This window comes from Halorubrum sp. CBA1125 (assembly GCF_009742825.1).
Lineage (GTDB): Archaea > Halobacteriota > Halobacteria > Halobacteriales > Haloferacaceae > Halorubrum.
Genome location: NZ_WPCE01000035.1, coordinates 1 through 19,188, shown reverse-complemented (window position 1 = coordinate 19,188; position 19,188 = coordinate 1). Strand labels below are relative to the sequence as shown.

11 protein-coding genes and 1 pseudogene are annotated in these 19,188 nt (G+C 65.4%); 10 read left to right on the top strand and 2 right to left on the bottom strand.

Annotation, left to right across the window (positions count from 1 at the left end; genetic code table 11):
- The 9 genes and pseudogenes from GJ633_RS05500 to GJ633_RS05460 form a co-directional block, all read left to right on the top strand.
- Window positions 1-445: pseudogene (locus tag GJ633_RS05500) on the top strand (phosphate ABC transporter permease); the annotation flags it as partial.
- Window positions 446-924: 479 nt separating this feature from the next.
- A complete protein-coding gene (locus GJ633_RS05495) occupies window positions 925-9,207 on the top strand; it encodes a right-handed parallel beta-helix repeat-containing protein (protein ID WP_156587846.1) in 8,283 nt (2,760 codons plus the stop codon).
- Between the two features lie 341 nt (window positions 9,208-9,548).
- The gene (locus GJ633_RS05490; RefSeq protein ID WP_156587844.1) at window positions 9,549-9,920 is read left to right on the top strand and encodes a low molecular weight phosphatase family protein; all 372 of its coding nucleotides are present in this window, start codon (window positions 9,549-9,551) and stop codon (window positions 9,918-9,920) included.
- Between the two features lie 226 nt (window positions 9,921-10,146).
- Entirely contained in the window at window positions 10,147-11,343 is a 1,197-nt protein-coding gene (locus GJ633_RS05485; protein WP_156587843.1) for a substrate-binding domain-containing protein, read from the top strand.
- A 45-nt stretch (window positions 11,344-11,388) separates the two neighbouring features.
- Complete coding sequence (gene pstC, locus GJ633_RS05480; RefSeq protein WP_156587841.1) at window positions 11,389-12,516, top strand: phosphate ABC transporter permease subunit PstC; 1,128 nt, start codon at window positions 11,389-11,391, stop codon at window positions 12,514-12,516.
- A complete protein-coding gene (gene pstA, locus GJ633_RS05475) occupies window positions 12,513-14,081 on the top strand; it encodes a phosphate ABC transporter permease PstA (protein WP_156587839.1) in 1,569 nt (522 codons plus the stop codon). Before pstC ends, pstA begins: the two co-directional genes overlap by 4 nt.
- On the top strand, window positions 14,078-14,998 hold the full coding sequence (gene pstB, locus GJ633_RS05470; protein ID WP_156587837.1) for a phosphate ABC transporter ATP-binding protein PstB: 921 nt from the start codon (window positions 14,078-14,080) through the stop codon (window positions 14,996-14,998). Before pstA ends, pstB begins: the two co-directional genes overlap by 4 nt.
- Window positions 14,995-15,672 carry a phosphate signaling complex protein PhoU gene (gene phoU, locus GJ633_RS05465; protein ID WP_394351128.1) on the top strand — a complete coding sequence of 226 codons (678 nt, stop codon included), beginning with the start codon at window positions 14,995-14,997 and terminating at the stop codon, window positions 15,670-15,672. The genes pstB and phoU overlap by 4 nt, the downstream gene beginning before the upstream one ends.
- 2 nt (window positions 15,673-15,674) lie before the next feature.
- On the top strand, window positions 15,675-16,697 hold the full coding sequence (locus tag GJ633_RS05460) for an AbrB/MazE/SpoVT family DNA-binding domain-containing protein (RefSeq protein ID WP_394351129.1): 1,023 nt from the start codon (window positions 15,675-15,677) through the stop codon (window positions 16,695-16,697).
- Window positions 16,698-16,751: 54 nt separating this feature from the next.
- Here the strand turns inward: GJ633_RS05460 and GJ633_RS05455 are convergent, their stop codons facing one another.
- A complete protein-coding gene (locus GJ633_RS05455) occupies window positions 16,752-17,705 on the bottom strand; it encodes a halo transducer protein (protein WP_156587833.1) in 954 nt (317 codons plus the stop codon).
- A gap of 151 nt (window positions 17,706-17,856) precedes the next feature.
- Window positions 17,857-18,306 (bottom strand): universal stress protein, encoded by a 450-nt coding sequence (locus GJ633_RS05450; RefSeq protein ID WP_156587832.1) that lies wholly within the window; start codon window positions 18,304-18,306, stop codon window positions 17,857-17,859.
- Window positions 18,307-18,507: 201 nt separating this feature from the next.
- Between GJ633_RS05450 and GJ633_RS05445 the strand changes: the two genes are divergently transcribed.
- A complete protein-coding gene (locus GJ633_RS05445) occupies window positions 18,508-18,759 on the top strand; it encodes a hypothetical protein (RefSeq protein ID WP_156587830.1) in 252 nt (83 codons plus the stop codon).
- The last annotated feature ends 429 nt before the right edge of the window (window positions 18,760-19,188 follow it).

The window sequence follows — 19,188 nt, the reverse complement described above, 5'->3', positions numbered from 1 at the left end:
CGGGCTCTCGTTCGCGGTGCTCGCCATCGGCGGCGTGGTCGGCGGGTTCGCCGGGCGGTTCGCGGTCGGCCCCCTGTACGCCGCCGACGCGGCCGGGATCGAGGGAACGGTGCTGCTCGTCGGCGCGACGCTCGCCGGCGTCGCCGTCGGCGCGCTGTTCGGGTTCGTGCTCACGCGGACCACGCTCGTGGTCTCGACGGCGCTCATCGGCGCAGCGTTCGCCTCGCGGTCGCTGACGCCGGCGAGCTTCGAGGCCGCCGCCGCGGAGACGTCCGTCGAACCGCTGCTGTTCGACGTCACCGCGCCCGTGTTCCTCGCGGTGTTCGTCCTGGGCGCGCTCTCACAGCTCGGGCTGTTCTCGTTCGGCTACGTGACGAAGCTTGTCGGACTGCTCCCCGGCGCGCGGCGGTGGACCGCCACCGACCGGGACGGAGACGGCGGATAAACCCCCACTTTCGACGGCCCCCGACGCGCGTTTGAGAACGTCGCTGCCGGGGCCCCGGGATCACACGGGCTTCGTCGGAGCGGAATCCACGAGGCGCAGATAGGGCGAGTACTCTCGGAGAGAGTGGAGTCCGTCGCGAAACGCGACGAGCCGAACGAACTTCGGTAATCACGATGTTTTATTATTCTTCAATTAACACTTTGAGAGAAATCGGAGATGTGTGAGAATGTCACCCAATCTCTCCCGCGACGGCAACGGACCGAGACGGGCTGACGAACCGGCGGAGATAATCGGGGTCGATCGACGGTGACCCCCACAGACTGCGTCTCCGAGATGCAGGTCTCTCACCACGATGGCGGTCCCTTCGGATCTGTGTCGGGTCGGTTCGAGCGGCCACCCACACGGACGGTCGCCGAGAGATTCTCGTTGGCCGCCCGTCGAGCGTTCCGATCGCTGGCTCGATCGGGGGTGACGGGGTCATGACGACGCGACGCGAGCAAGCCGGCGCCGTTCTCTTTTCTCTCCTCATGGTCGTCTCGATGGTCGCGGGGAGCGTCGCGTTCGGGGGACTCGCGGCGGCGGACAACTCGACAGTGAACGGTACCGACGGTGAGAGTCTCGTCGATACCGAGTCGCTCAGCGCCGAGGAGGACCCCGACGCAAACACGACCAACGGGTCGGATAGCGAAGACATTGAGAACTCGACGTCGACCGACGATCCCGGAGAGGAGAACGAGACGGCGACAGGCGTTGAGAACCGTACGCACCGGACCGACGGAGACGAGAACGCGACGAACGGAACCGACTCCGTCTCAGACGGTACCAATACTGAGTCAGTAGCGCACAACGACTCCGACGGACGGGTGATCAATACGACGAGTAGTGAGAACGGCACCGCGAGTACGAGCGAAACCAACGACACCGCGGGACCGGCGGCCGTCGAAGCGAGTAGTCTCGAAGGAAGCGGAACGGAAGCCGATCCGCACCTCGTCACCAACGTCTCTGAGTTACAGGCGGTCCGGAACGACCTGGATGCACACTACGAACTCGGAAACGATATCGATGCGTCCAGCACCGCCCAGTGGAACGACGGGAGGGGGTTTTATCCGATCGGTCTGAATCGGAGCACCGCATTCAACGGATCGTTCGACGGAGCGGGTCACACGATCACCGGACTGACAATCGATCGTCCGATAAACTCCTCTGAACTGCCGGACAACGAACTCTATCTGCTGGGTCGACCGATGGGACTGTTCGGCCGGGTCGGTCCGGACGGTCACGTTGAGCGTGTCTCGCTGACCGCGGTGAACGTGGGGAATCGGTCAGCAGGCTTCAATCAGGAGGTGGGCGGAGCCGTCGGAGTCAATGCCGGGACGGTCGAAGACGTCTCCGTCGAGGGACACGTCATCGGGCAGTTCGACGTCGGCGGCCTCGCGGGATTCAATATCGGGTCTATCTCGGAGGTCTCCGCGGACGTGACGGCCACCGGCACCAACACCGTCGGTGCCCTCATCGGACAGAACGGCGGGGCACAGGGGAACGGCGAACTCTCGAACGCGGCGGCCACCGGCCTCGTTAACGGGACCGCCGCGAGCGCGGGCGGACTCGTCGGTGTCAACGGGGTCTCGATCACGAACGCGTCGGCGAACACGACCGTCAACGGCCACTCCGGGGTCGGCGGACTCGTCGGATCCAACAGCGGCTCGCTCACTGACGTCTCGGCCACCGGCCGGGTGAACGGGACCGACGACACCGTCGGCGGTCTCGTCGGAACCAACACGGGGACGATCACGAACGCAGCGGCTTCCGGGCGCGTCGACGGATTGAAAGGGGACACACGGAGTGCCAGCACGAACGAAATCGGCGGGCTCGTCGGGAGCAGCTCCGGGACGATCACGACCGCGTTGGCGACCGGCAACGTCAGCGGTTCCGACGACGTGGGCGGACTCGTCGGGGATAACACCGGTGCGATCAGCATCGCCGCCGCGTATGGCTCTGTAGAGGGTTCGCGACACCGTGTCGGCGGACTCGTCGGCGACCACGACGATATCGACGCCGGCACGATCGCAAACACCTCCGCCCGTGGCTCGGTGAGCGGTTCCGAGCGCGTCGGCGGGCTCGTCGGAGAGAACACCGCTTCGATAGAGCATTCGTTCGCGGTCGGGAACGTCAGCGGGTCGGGTATGGTGGGCGGCGTCGTCGGGGCCGCCGACGGGGCGTTCTACTCCTACTGGGACGTCGAGACGACGGGGCAAGCCTCGACCGCAGGTGATTTATCCGACTTCCAGGACGCCGACGGACTCACCACCAGCCAGATGACCGGGGACGCGGCCCGGACGAACATGACCGATCTGACGTTCGGATCGGTCTGGCAGACCCAGACGAACGACTATCCGGTCCTCACAGCGTTGCCAAGTGTGCCCGGGGACGAGGGTGCCGACGGGGACGACGAGAACGGTGACGGCGTCGCCGACGAAGGTACGCCGATCGATTCGTGTACCGTTCTCGGTGAATCCGGTCGGTACCGTCTCAATTCGTCTCTCGGCGCCGGCGGATCGGGGTGTATCGAGATCACGACGAGCGACGTGGTGTTCGACGGTGACGGTCGGACGATAACTGATAGCAACGATGCCGTTGCGATCCAGAACGACACCGCGAACCTCTCGAACGTCACGGTGCGAGACCTGACGATCAGCGACGCCGACAGGGGCGTTCTGATGGAGTTCACGACGACCGACCCGACCCGCGACCTGACCCTCCGAAACCTCACGATGGAGGGAGTCGGAACCGGGGTCGCCGCCGATAGTTTGTCTGACCGAGTTCCCCTCGTCGACTTCGCCGTCATCGACAGCACGATCAACACGACGACGGGCGATGGGGTCGACGTGTACGGAAACAACGACGAGGCGTACGACGTCGAACTGCGGCGAAACGACATCAACGCGACGGCGGGGAACAGGGGCATCGACTTCCGCATCCGAGATGACGGGACGGCGGTCGACCTCTCGCTTGAGGACAACGATATCCGGGCGAGCGAATCGGAGGGTATCCACCTCGATCTGGAACGGGCCGAAGCGTCGACGAACCTGTCTCTCCGTGGGAACGACGTCACCGTCTCCGAGGGCATTGGCGACTATCCGGTCGACGTGAAGAACAACGTGCGTGAGCCGGGCGTCAACAATACGATACACGCGACGGTGACGAACAACACGCTCACCGCCGGCGGGCTCGTGGACACGGCCCTGCGTTTCGAGCTCCACGGAGCCGATGGTAGCCGGGTTCTCGACGTGCGGAACAACACGATGAACCGGCAGCTCGACATCGACGCCAACGGCGCGAACACGTCGCTCGGGCTGGCGTTGACCGACAACGTCATCCAGTCCAACGAAAGCGATACCAGCACCGCGGTCTCCGTCGTGACCGAGTCCGACTCCAGATATCGGTCCAGTAGTAACCAGCTGATCGACCTCGTCATCGAACGCAACGAAGTGGCGGGACAACTGGCGGTCGACGCGGACGACGACGGCGCCGACGCGAACGTATCAGTCGTCGACAATACGTTCGCAGACGATAATCCAGACTCCAGCGATGGTATCGGACTGAACGTCGTCGTCTCGCGGGAAAACGCGACGAAACGCGTCGACGTTCGACGGAACCGGTTCACCGGGGAAAACAGCGACCTGTTCGTGCGGGCCTATGGGGACAACTCCGTAAGCAGGCTCGTCGCCGCGAACAACACCGTTGAGCAGGACCGCTTGTACTTCGATCTACAGGAGTCCGCCTCGCCGTCGGCGTCGTATAATCAGACGATCGACGCGGTCGTCACTCGCAACGACCTCAACGGGTCGGGCGACAGGTCCGGTATCACGGTCGAAGGCTCCAGTAGCCGGACGGCGAACGTCTCGATCACGGACAACAATCTGACGAGTGTGGAGGGGGATGCGGGTTATGGGGTCGCAGTGAATCTGTTTGGCATCGGTCTCGACGCCGAGACGGAGTTCCGCCGCAACACCGTTACCGACGGGAGCGCGGACGGCCTCGGCTGGGACGTCGCCGGACACGGCGCGACAGCGGATGTCGCGATCGCGAACAACACCGTGCGAGCGGATCGATGGGCAGTCTATTTATCTGGAGGCGAAAACCAGACGCTCGACGTCGATCTCACGGACAACGACCTGACGACGTCAGATCCGGATCCGACCGACTCGGACGCCGGTGTTCGGTACTCCAACACCGATGCGAACACGAGTCTGCGTCTCTCGGTGATCAACAACACGGTCAATAGCACCCAAAACGGGATCAGTCTGGATCTGAGCGAGGGTCCGGGAGGAGGTGCCGCGCCGCTCGAATTCGTCATCGAAGAAAACCAGATACAGGCTGAGGGAGATGGCATCCAGATCGATAACGGCGGCTCGTTCACGCCGATCAAGAACCGCATCATAACCGTCGATGCCGTCGACAACGTCATCGAGAGCGGGATCACTGGCTTCGGTATCGATGTCGAAAACGACGGTGGAAGCGAAATCGTTACGATCGAGGACAACCGGATCGACGCGTCGTCCGGTGCCGTGTCATTAGATCACGTTGGAGATCGGAAGAACGTCGACGTCGCCGTCAGAGACAACGAGATCACCGGTGACAGGTCGTCCGGAATCTCGGTTACTGCAGACGGGACGAGTGGGATATTTGCTGAGCCGCCCGGAACGAGGGACATCACGGTCGCGGACAACAATCTCACTATGACGGACGGCGGAGGGATATCGCTGTCCGCCGATGCGGAGAACCTGACGGCGAACCTCACGGTTACCGACAACGTCGTCGACGCCGGGAGATATTCGCGGGGAATCGTCGCGGAGACGGGCTCGGACGGCGCGACCATCGACGCTAACATTAGCCGAAATGATCTGAACGTCACCGACGAGGACGGTATCGTGATCGAGGCCTTCGACGACGACATGTCGACCGCGTTCACCGTCGCGGACAACGTCGTCGCCGCCGGAGCGGAAAGCGGGATCGTCCTCGACGGCGGCGAAAACCACACGGCCACGTGGGGGGTCGTCGACAACCGGATCGACCGGCCCGACACCGGGATCGAACTCGACGGGATTCAGGTTCTGGATCCGTCGGTCTTCGACGTTACCGTCCGCGAGAACGAGGTCGATAACGGGTCGGAAGTCGGCATCGATATCGACCCCGAGTCCGGGACTGCTCCTCCGTCAGGCACGGTTCGCGTCGCCGAGAACAACGTCAGTTCGGACGCGACGGCGGTGCTGATCGACGAGGGGCCGGTCGCCGGGATCGACCTCTCCGACAACCGCCTTATCGCCGACGGCTTCGGCGTGGAGAACCGCAACACGACCGCGGGAACGTACGTCAACGCGACGAACAACTACTGGGGCGCGAGCGACGGTCCGGGAAGCGCGGGCCCGTACGAGGACCCCGTGACCGGCACGCTCGCCGACGGCTCCGGTTCGAACGTCACGAACGCGACGGCGACGGTAGCGAACGTCCGCTTCGATCCGTTCGTCGGCGGATCGGCGGCGACGCCGCGGATTAACACGAGCGGGTCCTCGATACGGCCCACTGAGACCTCGATAAACGAGTCCCAGCAGTACGAGGTGAGCGTCCGGATCGAGAACACGTCGCTGTCCGACGACGCCGGAGCGGTGGACGTGCGGTTCGAGGGCTTCGACATCGATACCGGGGACGACGATCTGACGGTGAACTACACTGCGGACAACGTGACCGACGGGACGCTCACCGTATCGACGAACGTCTCTGCCACTGCTCCATCGACCGCAGGCGCACGTGCGGTCACCGTCACCGACCTCCGCCGTGAAGCTGACTCCGGAGCGGACGAATACCTGATCGAGGACGCGAATGTCACCATCGGTACGATCGACGTGACTGAGTCGGACGACCCCGCCGGTGATGGGATCAACCTAGCTCCGTTCGACGAAACGACACACCTCGCTGGGACTCAGACGGATCCGACGAGCCTCGCGGGCAAGTTCCGGGTCGAGGGATCGATCGCCCCGGCGACGAACGTCACGCTCCTCGAGAACTCCTCGAGTGCGTACTCGATAAATATCACGGCACCCAACGGGAGCGAGAACGTCACGTTCTACCTCCAGGAGCGGGCCGTCAGCTCCTCACAGGACATCGAGGACGTCCGGATGTTGCTCGACGGCCAACCCCGCGAGTTCACGATCGTCGAGGGCGCCGGTCCCGGTTCCGGCAGCAGTCCGTGGATCGCGTTCACCGTGCCCGAGTTCTCGACCCGGACGGTCACGTTCACCAGCACCGAGACGCTCGTGGTCGATCCCGCGAGCGGCACCGGGGACTTCGATACGATCCAAGGTGCACTCGACAGCGCGAACGACACCGACACTATCGAAGTTCGGCCCGGTACGTACGAGGAGCCGGTCGACGTCGAGAAGAACGTCACGCTCGTCGCTCCCGACGGCGCGACGATCGCGAACACGTCGGCAGTCGCCGACGAATACGGCAGCATCGAGTCTCGCGCGGGACTCCAGATATTCGGTCCCGTCGAGCCTGAAATCGCCGGCTTCACCCTCGTCGATTGGCGGTGGGGGCTGAGTGCCGGCGCGTCGGAGGGTGCATGGCGGTTCCGTGATTCACACATCCGGAACAGCAGTCTCGCGGTGGGAGCGGCCGGGACCGAGACCGCGTGGACCGTGGACAACGTGACGATCACGGACGCGGAGTCCGGTGTGAGTGCGTTCGAGAGTCGCGGCGCTTGGAGCGTCCAAGACTCACGGGTTACGAACAGCAGTGAGGCCGTCTTTGCGGTCGAGTCATCCGGTAACTGGACCATCGAAAACACAGAGATCCACGACGTCGACGACGCCATCGACGCCGAACGGTCGGCCGGTGACTGGAGCGTCAACGCGACGAACGTCTCCAACGCCACGGACACAGCCATCGACGCCGTGGGGTCCGCCGGGAACGCGAGCGTTCGAGGAACCACGATCGAGACGACTTCCGAGGAAGGGATCGCTCTCGGGGACTCCACCAAGAACTGGCTTATCGAAAACACGACAGTTCACGACACCGGTGGTTCCGGGATCGACGCGGGTAACGTGAGCGGTACGGTCGTGATACGAAACGCGACGGTCCGCGATACCGGAGGCCACGGTATCGAAGTCGAAACGTCGACCGGCGCGTGGACGATCGCTTCGTCGACGGTTCAGAACACGACGCGCGACGGGATCGACGCGTTCCAGACGCAGGGCAACGGGACCGTGGCGAACGTGACGGTAACCGACACCGAAAACGGCGTGAACCTCTACAACAGCAGCGGGGCGTGGCTGATTACAGACACCGTGATCCGGAACAACAGCCGGAGCGCGGTGACGGCCGGGGATTCGACCGCCGACTGGGCGATCATCCAGTCGGTCCTCACGAACGGATCCGGTGTCGCAGTCGACGCCAACGGTGCTGTGCCCGCCGGTCAAGCGGCCGAAAACTACTGGGGGGCCGCCGACGGCCCGAGCGGTGACTTCAACGGGACCGGCGGAGAAGCCCTCGGCAATCTCACCGTCAGTCCGTTCTACATGGACGCGGCGTTACGGGTTCCCGCCCAGATCGCCGCTGGCCAGGTCTCGGCCAACCGAATCGTGTTCGCCGAGAGCGAGACCGAGGCCGTCGACGCGATCACGTTCCAGACCGAGGACGATATCGACGGCGAGTACGTCGAGATCACGGAAGCGCCCGAACCGGACGAACCCACTGAGGACGCCATCGCAACGGACATCGTGGATCCCGACAACGGGATCGTCGGATTCGCTCCGGGCGTCGCCATCGACGTCCGCGCAGCGCCGTCGATCGACGAGAACGATGCCGCCGAAACGGCGAATATCACGCTGACGGCTCCCCTGTCCGAGATCAACGTCAGCGAGATCGCCGTCATCCGGGTACCCGACGACGCGTCCGAAGCCGAGCGGCTCAACGTGACGACGACCACGGACGAGGAAAACGAGACCGTCGAGATCGAAGCCGAAACGCCCGGTTTCTCGACGTTCGTGGTCGGCGAGGTCGAAACTGCCGACTCCGGCGGAGGGGGCGACGGAGACAACGGCTCCGACGATGACGACGACCGTGACGGCGCTGCCGGGTTCGCCGTCGATCTGCTCGAAACACCCGAGAACGTCACCGTCGATGGGGAGCTCTCCGTGACGGCGTCGGTGCGAAACGACGGCGACGCCACCGAGACGAAGAACGTCTCGTTGGGGCTTGACGACGAGTCCGTCAACCAGACGGCGATCACGCTGAACGCGAGCGAGAGCACGACGGTGACGCTCACCTACGTCCCGACCGCTGACGACGTCGGCGAGAATCTCGACCTGTCCGTCTCGACGCCGGACGCGACCGCGACCGGAACCGTCGACGTGCTCCCGCGGATCGAGGCGGTCGTCGACGTCGAACAGGAGCCAGTTGCGGGGGGAACCCCGGCGGAGTTCAACGCCTCGGACAGCGTCGGACGGAACCTCACCTACACCTGGGAACTGGAGACCGCCGAAGACACGATATCCGGGCCGAACGTCACGCACTCCTACGCCGAGGCGGGAGAATACAACGTGACGCTCATCGTCGAAGACGAGTTCGGACAGACGAACGAAACGACCACGACCGTTACCGTCGCCTCCGAGTCGACCGAGGAAGTGCCCGGGTTCGGCAGCCTGGTAACCTTACTCGCCCTCATCACGTTCGCGCTCCTCGTGAGAGGCAGGAGCAGTTGAACGGTCTCCACTGCCACCGACCTTCGCTCGCGGATTGGACGCTCCGAATGCCGGTTCGTCGCCGCGCTGTTCGGTGACGTGAATGTACTCCCGTTGGAGCGCAATTCGACGATCTTCGAACCAAGACTGCGTGCGTTTTTTTTCTTCTCCTTCCCATTCGGCCGGCGTGGCACCTCGTGAATCTCGTCTGATCGCTTTTCTATCGCTCTATAGTGGTCAATAGGAGTTTGAGGCAACGACTATAGTGGCTGCCGTCCCGTGACGAGTCGTGAACCGACACAGCGGTCACGTGGACCATCACGTTGCGTTCGTCTGCGTCCAGAACGCGGGACGGAGCCAGATTGGCGGCCGCGTTCGCCGAGCGCGAGCGCCGCGACGTCGGCGACCGAGTCGAGATCGTTACCGGCGGGACGCGGCCCGCCGATCACGTCCACGACGTCGTCGTCGAGACGATGCGCGAACGGGACATCGACCTCGGCGACCGAACCCCGCGCGAGGTGACGCCCGCGGAGCTGCAGGCGGCGGATCTCGTCGTCACGATGGGCTGTTCCGCGTCGGACGTCTGCCCGGCGACGTGGAGCGGGGAGAACCGCGATTGGGGAGTGGACGACCCCCACGGTCGCCCGATCGAGGCGGTTCGCGAGATCCGAGACGAGATCCGAGACCGCGTCGTCGCGCTGTTCGACGAACTCCTGTCGGCGAACGCTCGTTGACCGCGTCCCGCTCCGACTGAGAACCGTCACCGGCGTCATTCGTTCGGGCTGTGGCTGGATCGAGTCTCAGCGATACCGTCTGGCTGCGTCGCGATACGGTCCACTATATATCGGACAATACCGGTGTCTACAGGTACCGTTCGGTATTGTCGGCACGTGACCGGCGCGTACCGGTCTAAACACCTATTATAAACCTGTTTAATAGGTCTCTGCTTGCTATCACTCGATGTCACGTGACGCGGGACGTCAGGCGGACGCGGTATCACGTCGAAAGTACCTGCTGACGTCGGCCGCCATCGGCACGGCCGGTCTCGCCGGGTGTAGCGGGGGCGACAGCGGAAACGGCGACGGCGGAGCTGGCGGGAGTAGCGGCGACGGCGGAGCTGGCGGCGACGGGAGCGACGATAGCGGAAACACCATCGATTCCGGATCGTCAGGGCCGGCGACCGTGACGGCCGAGGGGTCCTCGACGGTGTATCCCATCTCGAACAAGGGGAGCTCCTACTGGAACTCCAACTCGCCGGCGAGCGACGGCGAGTACTGGGGTGCGAACGACGAGTCGTCGGTCCCGGGCTGGGACCAGATCCAGACCGACATGAACATCGCCGACTACTTCGCCAGCCTGTACGGCTTCGAGCCGACCGGGGAGCGGTCCAACCCGCCGTTCGCCACCCGCGTGGCGCTGAGCCACTCGGGGACCGGCTGTGAGGCCGTCCGCGACGGCCTGGTCGACATCGGAAACTCCTCGGGACCGATCACGGCCGAGCTCGACATCAGCGAGGAACAGCGGGACGAGAACTACGTCGACCACGTCGTCGGCCGCGATGGCCAGCCGGTCTTCGTCAGCCAGGCGATCTACGACGCCGGCGTCGAACAGCTCACCGGCGAGCAGATCCGCGGCATCTACCAGGGCGAGATCACCAACTGGAGCGAGGTCGGCGGTCCCGACCAGGAGATATTCGTTGTCGGCCGCGCCGAGGGCTCCGGGACCGACACGTCGTTCCGGCTGAACATGCTGGGCGACGCCGACGCCCCGATGGAGGTCGACACGCGCCTCGGGCAGAACCAGCAGGTCCAACAGGTCCTCCAGGACAACGACAACGCCATCGGCTATATGGCGCTCGCGTTCTCTGGGTCGGGGATCCAGGCGATCGCCATCGACTTCGAGGGCACCGTCTACCGGCCGGACCCCGACGCCGAGAACACCATCTTCGATTCCGAGTACCCCCTGAACCGCGACCTGCACATGTACACGCGGATCACCGATGAGACGCCGGAGGGGACGGACATGCGCGAGGCCGCGTTCCTCAACATGTTCCTGACCGAGTTCGGCCAGCAGGTGTTCGTCGAGGACGTCAACTACATCACGCTGCCGACGTCCGACATCGAGGCCGAACGCGAGAAGCTCCCCGACCAGGCGTAACTCTTCGGTCGCGCGGACGCTCGCTTCGCGGCCCGACCCCATTATATGTCACTCACTACCCCTCGAACCGATTGGCGTGCTGGCATCGAGCGACGGCTGACCAGAACGCGGGAGTTCGTCGACGATACCGACCCGGAGGCGCTGGCGGTGGTCCTCGCCTCGATGGGGTCGCTTGTGGCTGCCTTCTTCGGATTCTTGCTGGCATCGGCGTGGACGGCCGTTCCGCTCGGCGCGTTCCTGATCGCGACTGGGTACGGCTGGGTACGCCATCAGGCGCTCGTCGCCCGCGCGGTCTCCTTCGCGATGACGACGGTGACGCTCGTGACCCTCGGACTCATCGTCGTGTTCATTTTCGTCGAGTCGATTCCGGCGTTCCGATACGAGACGACGAGCGTCTTCGGCGTCTCCGTCCCGGGGCTGGGAATGTTCGCGCAGACGCGGTGGGACGCCGTCTCGGAGCCCGTTCGCTACTCGCTGCTCCCGATGATCCACGGAACGGTGATGGTGACGGCCATCGCGACGCTCGTGGCGGCCCCCATCGGCGTCGCCGCGGCGCTTTTCATCGCCGAGATCGCGTCGCTACGAGTCCGTGAACTCGTCAAGCCGGGGATCGAGGTACTGGCCGGCATCCCCTCGATCGTCTACGGGTTCATCGGATTCACCGTCATCAACCCGTGGGCGAGCGGAGCGTTCGCCCTCAACGGCGGCTCGACGTACCTGTTCGTGGGGATGGTCGTCGGGCTGATGGCGCTGCCGACCGTCGTGTCCGTGGCCGAGGACGCGCTGACGAGCGTTCCAGACGTGATGAAAAACGGCTCCCTCGCGCTCGGGGCGACCGACTGGCAGTCGATGATCTCGATTACGCTTCCTGCGGCCTTCTCTGGCGTCTCGGCGGCTGTGCTCCTCGGCGTCGGGCGGGCCATCGGCGAGACCATGGCCGCGACGGTGATGCTGGCTGGAATTCCGCGGATCAGTGACCCCCTCGTGAACGTCTTCTACGGCTACGAGACGCTCACCTCGCTCATCGCACGCGGCTACGGCAGCGCGAACGGGGTCCACGAGAGTGCGCTGTTCGTCGCCGGCGTCGTCCTGTTCGTGACCGTGTTGTGTCTGAGCATCGCCTCACAGTACATCGAGGCGCGAATGCGTCGCCGCCTCGGAGGTGCCGAATGAGCCGCGCTACCCAGAACGCGCTTGTCCGGGACGACCGCACGGCGTACGAGACCGTCACTGGGACTGCGGTCGGCCTCTCCGGGGCCGCGTTCGCCGTCGGCTTGACGGCGCTGCTGGACGTCGTTGCGATCGACTATTCCGTCGCTGGACTCGAGTTGTCGGTGGCGTTCGGTGCGGTGCTACTCGCTCTCGGGGTGTCAGTCGTCGGCTTCGGGATGGCCTCGCGACTGGGATACGTCGACGCGGCACCCCAGCCCAGCGCGGGGATCGTCGCCGCAGTCGCGTTCACGGGGATCTGGTTCGCGGTCGGCGCGGTCGTATCCGGAGCAGCGGGGCTCGGGACGGGCGGCCGTCTTGGAGTCGGAACGGTCCTCGGCGGGATCGCGTTCGCGACGACCGCACTCCCTCGCGAAGACGTCGGATCGACGGCGCCCGCGGGAGCGCTCGCCGGTCTCTGTGGGCTGTCGCTCGTCAGCGGCGTCGTCGGCCCCGGGTGGGAGCAGGTGCTCGTCGGGTATAACGCGACGCTGTTCGGCGACACCGTCGTTCCTGTGCTCGTGTTGTTCGCGTCGCTGGTGACCGGTTGGAGCGCCGCGAAAGCGTACGGCGGGTTCGGTGCTCGCGGGCGCAACGTCGGTGCGTACGTGCTCATCTACCTCGTCGTCTGTTCGATACTGGCCGTGCTCGTCGGTCTCGTTGCCTTCGTCACGGTGAAAGGACTCCCCGGGCTGTTCAACGGGTTCGGCGTCGGAGGAGCCGGACTCGTCAGGTGGCCGTTCCTGACCAACGGTGCCGGGCTGTTGGCCGACATCGCGGGCGTATTCCCCGCGCTCGTGGGAACGGTCTGGCTGGTCATCGGTGCCGTCCTCTTCGCCGTGCCGACCGGCGTCGGCGCCGCCGTGTTCCTCAGTGAATACGCGGAACAGGGCCGGTTCACGGGGGCCGTCGAGGTGGCGACAAACGGCCTCTGGAGCACGCCGAGCATCGTGTTCGGCCTGTTCGGCGCCGCCTTCCTGATCCCTCGCTTCGGCAATCAGAAATCGCTGATCGCGGGGATGTTGACGCTCGGGTTCATGCTGTTGCCGTTGGTGTTGATCACGAGCCGGGAGGCGATACTCGCGGTGCCCGACGAGTACCGTGACGCCAGCGCGGCACTCGGTGTCTCCAAGTGGCAGACGATCCGCAGCGTCGTCCTCCCTGCGGCGATCCCGGGAATCACTACCGGCGTCATCCTCGGCGTGGGGCGTATCGCCGGCGAGACAGCCCCCATCCTGTTGACCATGGGCGGTGGGGTCCTCCCGGGGAAGTCAGCCGCCCCCGACGTGTTGGGTAGCTTTCAGCTGAGCGCGTCGCCGCCGTTCGTCAGCAACCCCGCGTTGTTGGAGGCGACGAGCGCGCTACCGTACCAGCTGTACGCGCTCATCACCGCGGGACTGAGCGGGAACATCCAGAACCCACAGGAGTACGCGTGGGGGTTGGCGCTGACGCTGCTGCTCGTCGTCTTAGCCTTCTACGCGGTCGGCATCGCGACGCGGTACTACTTCAGGAAAAAACTCCACCAATGAGTCAGACAGACGCGGAAGCGGTGACGACCACGGCGAATCGCACCGACGGAGAGGCGGTCTCGACGACCGCCGGCGAGACCGTCGAGGAGACGCGTCCGGAGTGGACGAGCTACGAGGCCGGCGGCGAGACGAAACTCGCCGTCGAGAACCTCGACGTCCACTACGGAGACGACCACGCCCTGACGGATGTCTCGATGGACATCCCCGAGCAGAGCGTGACGGCGCTCATCGGCCCGTCGGGCTGTGGCAAGTCGACGTTTCTCCGGTGCCTGAATCGGATGAACGACCGCATCCGCGCCGCCAACGTCGACGGGACGGTCGAACTCGACGGCGAGGACGTCTACCAGGACGGCGTCGACCTCGTCGAACTGCGCAAGCGCGTCGGCATGGTGTTTCAGAGCCCCAACCCGTTCCCCAAGTCGATCCGCGAGAATGTCTCCTACGGGCCGCGGAAACACGGCGATATCGACACGGGCCTGCTCGCTCGGTTGACCGGCCGCGCGGAGCCTGGCCGTGAGGAGGCGCTCGTCGAGCGGTCGCTCGAACGGGCCGCGCTGTGGGAGGAGGTGCGCGACCGGTTGGACGACAACGCGCTCGGGCTGTCCGGCGGTCAACAACAGCGCCTCTGTATCGCCCGGTGTCTGGCCGTCGATCCGGAGGTCATCCTCATGGACGAGCCGGCCTCGGCACTCGACCCGATCGCCACCTCGAAGATCGAAGACCTCATCGAAGACCTCGCACAGGACTACACGGTCGTCGTCGTCACCCACAGCATGCAGCAGGCCGCCCGCGTCTCCGACCAGACCGCCGTCTTCCTGACCGGGGGCGAACTCGTCGAGTACGACGACACCGAGAAGATTTTCGAGAATCCCGAGAGCCAGCGGGTAGAAGACTACATCAGCGGCAAGTTCGGGTGATCGTCGTGGCCCGCGAGGACTACCGCGAGTCGCTCGACGCGCTGCGAGCCGATGTCGCGTCGATGGCCGAGGCGGTGTTGGCACAGCTCCGGCGGGCGCTGGACGCGTTCGAGAGCGACGACGGCGCGGCGGCCCGCGAGGTGATCGACGGCGACGAGCCAATCAACCAACGGTATCTCGACCTCGAGGGAGACTGTATCGACCTGATCGCGCTCCAACAGCCCGTCGCCTCGGATCTGCGGTTCATCGCGGCGTCGTTCAAGATACTCACCGACGTAGAGCGGATCGGCGACCTCGCGACCAACCTCGCCCGCTACGCCCTCTCCGGCGACTCGGCGGTCGGCTCCGAGGTTCGCGTCCGCGAGATCGGTGAAACGACCCGCGGTCAGGTCCGCGCGGCTGTCGACGCCTACGTCGACGGCGACGTCGAGGCGTGTCGGGCGGTCGCCGAGCGCGACGACGAGGTCGACGCGCTGTGTCAACACGCCAACGAGACGGTCGTCCGCGAGCTGATCGCCAGCGAACCGGACGTCTGGGAGGTCGAACGGGTACTCGACGACGTTTCACGAGTGCTGCTCACGATCCGCGATTTGGAGCGGGTCGGCGATCACGCCGTCAACATCGCCGCGCGCACGCTGTACATGGTCGATAATGATCCCGAGCTGATATACTGATGGTGGAGACGAGAAAGTTACAGGAGGTCGGCGGCGGCACGTTCACCGTCTCGATCCCGAAGGAGTGGGCGACGAACCACGGTCTCGAGGTGGGAATGGAGCTGCGGCTGTACCCCCATCACGACGGGTCGATCCTCGTCCGATCCTCGGACGCGGACGTGGGGCAGCTAGACGAGGCGACGGTCGGTGTCAACGGCGACGGTCCTGAAGCCGTCCGACGAACGGTTCGGATGGCTCACGCGGTCGGGTTCGAGACGATAACGCTGCGTCCGACGGGATCGTTCACCGACGCCGAGCGCGACGCCGCACGGTCGACGGTGCGAGATCTGGTCGGGACGAACATCCTCACCGAGTCGGAAACGGAGATCACGATCAGACACCTCTTGGACACGTCCCAGGTCTCCGTCTGTCAATCGATCGCTCAGCTCCAGTTCGTAGCCGTCTCCCTCCTCCGAGACGCGATCGAAGCGTTCGTCGACGCGGACGACGACGCATACACGCGGATCCGTGACCGGGGCGACGAGGCCCGTCGCTCCGCGGAGATGATCACGCGGCACTTCTCGCGATCGCTGGTCTCACACGCGGAACTCGACTGTCTCGACGTCTCGCGGCCCGAGCTGTTCGTCTACTACGCGACCGCTCGCCGCCTCGAAACCGTCGTCGATCGGGCCGTCCGGATCGCACACACCGCGGGGAAACTCCCCGAACCCGTTCCCGAGCCGGTCGCCGCAGACGTGCGTTCGGCGACAGATTGCGTCGCCCACGCCGTCGACGACGCGGTGTCGGCTGTCCTCGACGACGAGACGACGCGGGTACGCCACGCCAGAGACCACTCCGACGACGCCATCGGGCAGATCGACGCGCTCGATCGGGAACTTTTTCGTGGGGCAGGTGTGGAGTCCGTTCCCGCCGCGGTTGCGCTGTCCAGCACGCTCGCTCACCTTCGGCGAACCGCCAACTGTGGCCGTACTGTCGCCGATACCGCTGCCCGGGATGCTATCCGTGCCGAAAACCTCGATATCTGACGTCCGTTTTCGCACTCACACGTCCACCGCATCGCTCGCGTCGCTACCGCGACGTCACTGCTCGATATCAGGGCAGTGTTCCTCGACCAGGGCCTCTACTTCGGCCCACGCGACCGGTGGCTCCCTCCCGTCGAGTGCCTCGTCGAGAGCCGTCAGCTGATCGTCGAAACGCTCGGGCCACCTCGGCTCGGCGCTGTCGGCCAGCCGCTCGCCGACGGCTTCGTGACGGGCCTGGAGCTCGTCGAGCCGGGGCTCGATACCCGACGGCGGATCGGTTCCCTCGCGGTCGGCCAACGTTCGGAGCGCTGCCAGTTCCGCTCGGAGATCCGAGAGCATCAACGACGTGACGCGGTGGTGGACCGTCGCTGCGGCCCATCTGCGTGCCGTCCCGTTCTCGGGGTCGGCGTCGTCGGCCGCGATATCGTCGACGGTTCCGTCGAGTTCGCTCACCGATTCCGCGAACGCGTCGACGTCGTCGGTGAGTTCTGCGGCGCGCCGGTCGGCGTCGGTGAGCCACTCCTCAAACGAGTCGAGTTCGAACTGCAGGTCGTCGGCCGCACGCTGGACCTCACTGGCAGCGGCCGTGACCCGTCGAAGCCGCCGGGCGAGCTCGTAGAGCTCGCCGTCGTCTCTCCGCGCGAGTATCTCCCGTACGTCGTCGGCGAGGGCGTCTCTTCGGTCCTCGACGGTATCGAGCCGGGCCGCGAAGTCGTCGACTCGCTTCGAAACGAGAGCCACGTCCGAGACGGGTTCTGCGGTCTCACGCACGTCTGCCAGGTTCTTGGCTGCGAGCTCCGTCCGCGTCTCGGCGGTCGTCACCACCTTCGAAGCGTTCGCGAGCGCGTCGTCGACGGCCGCTCGGCGGACGGTACCGTCCCGGGCGACGATAGCGAGCGTTTCACGCACTCTGTCGGGGTCGTTCCGTTCGTCGTCGACCGCGGTGACCGCCGTTTCTACAGACAGCCCGTCGAGACTCTCGCGGCCGTCACCGGATTCCCCTCTGCTCATGACTATCCCTTACAGCCGCGGGTTCGTCAGTCATTCGATGTCAACGAACCTGCGTACGCGAACGCGCGCCGTCCCGGGAAGAGCACGTCGACGGCCCCTGACGGAGCCGCCACGCCAGCGCCCGCTGCGGGCTGCATCTGTTCGGCGGGGTTCACCTCGAGACGGTCGTCTTCACGATGCTCACGGGTGCGGTCGACTGCCGCGAGACGCGCTCGGTGACGGAGCCGAGCATCCGGCGGTAGTTGCCGGGTCGCGTCTTCGAGCCCATCACGGTGAGGTCGATGTCGGCGTCGTCGACGTACTGCAGGATCTCCTCGTGGGGCGTGCCGTACGCCATCTCCGTGACGGTCTCGACGCCTGCGTCGGCGGCGCGCTCGGCCACCGCGTCGAGTGCTTCGCGGCCCGTCTCCTCGAGGGTCTCCTCTGCGCCTTCTGCGCCGTCGACGAACTCGTCGCCGGAGTAGGCGTTGACGATCGCCTCGTCGATGACGTACAGCACGTGTAGCGTCGCTCCGTAGCGGTCCGCGGCGTCTATCGCGTGGTCGATCGCTCGATCGACGCCCGCGCTGCCGTCCGTGGGGAGCAGTATCCGATCGTACATGGACGACGGTACGACGGCACCGTGAATAAAACGGTCGGCGGATTCCCGGCGGTGACCGCCGACTCGACGCGGGGATGATCCGCCGTCGGAGCGACCGTGCTCCGCACGGGAACCGCTGGCCCGGATCGGCGCGACCACGAGCCCCTCGCAAAGGATGCCCGGAAACCATGTTTATTAATCAGTTAGAACCTCGCGGGAGACATGGCAGATATCGCCATCGAGTACGCCGCCGGCGGGCAGCTGCAGCCGGAGGCGGAGACGGCGCGACGCCTGATAGACTCGTACCTCGGCGACCGGTCCGACGTTGACGAGGTGACGCTCGCTCCCTCGTCCGACGCGGTGTTCTGTGTCAGCGTCGAGGGCGACCGGATCTGGTGTACCGATCCGCGCGAGTGGATCGACGCCATGGAGGCGGTGACGGCCGCCCGACGCCGGCTCTCGGAGATCTCGTAGGGGGGTCTGCCAGGGCGCGGTTCGTCGTAGCGCACTTACGGACGAGTGGGACAGACAACCGTTCTCATACCCGTTCTTCGTCTCCCTGATTCGTTCAATCCAACCGAAGAGACGATCGATCTGCTGTGCGGCCGGCGCGCTTCGGTGAGCGGGCGCGACAGCGCACGCGAACCCGAGCGCGAGGTCGTCGGGCGACGCCCGACTGCCAGAGAATCTCCGATTCTCGCTGGACGCGGTGAGCGCTCAAAGAGCGCGAACCGCGAGGCTGGGGAGGCGTGAGGTGCGGTGCTGTGCGGTGGCGGGGTGGGACGCAAAGGGACAGTCGCCGGCGGCGTCGCCGCCGGCTGCCAGAGACGCGTCGCGCCTCGCTGTCGCCGGACGATGTCCGGCTGCCCGTGGCGCTACGCGCCACGCTGCCGCGAAGACGAA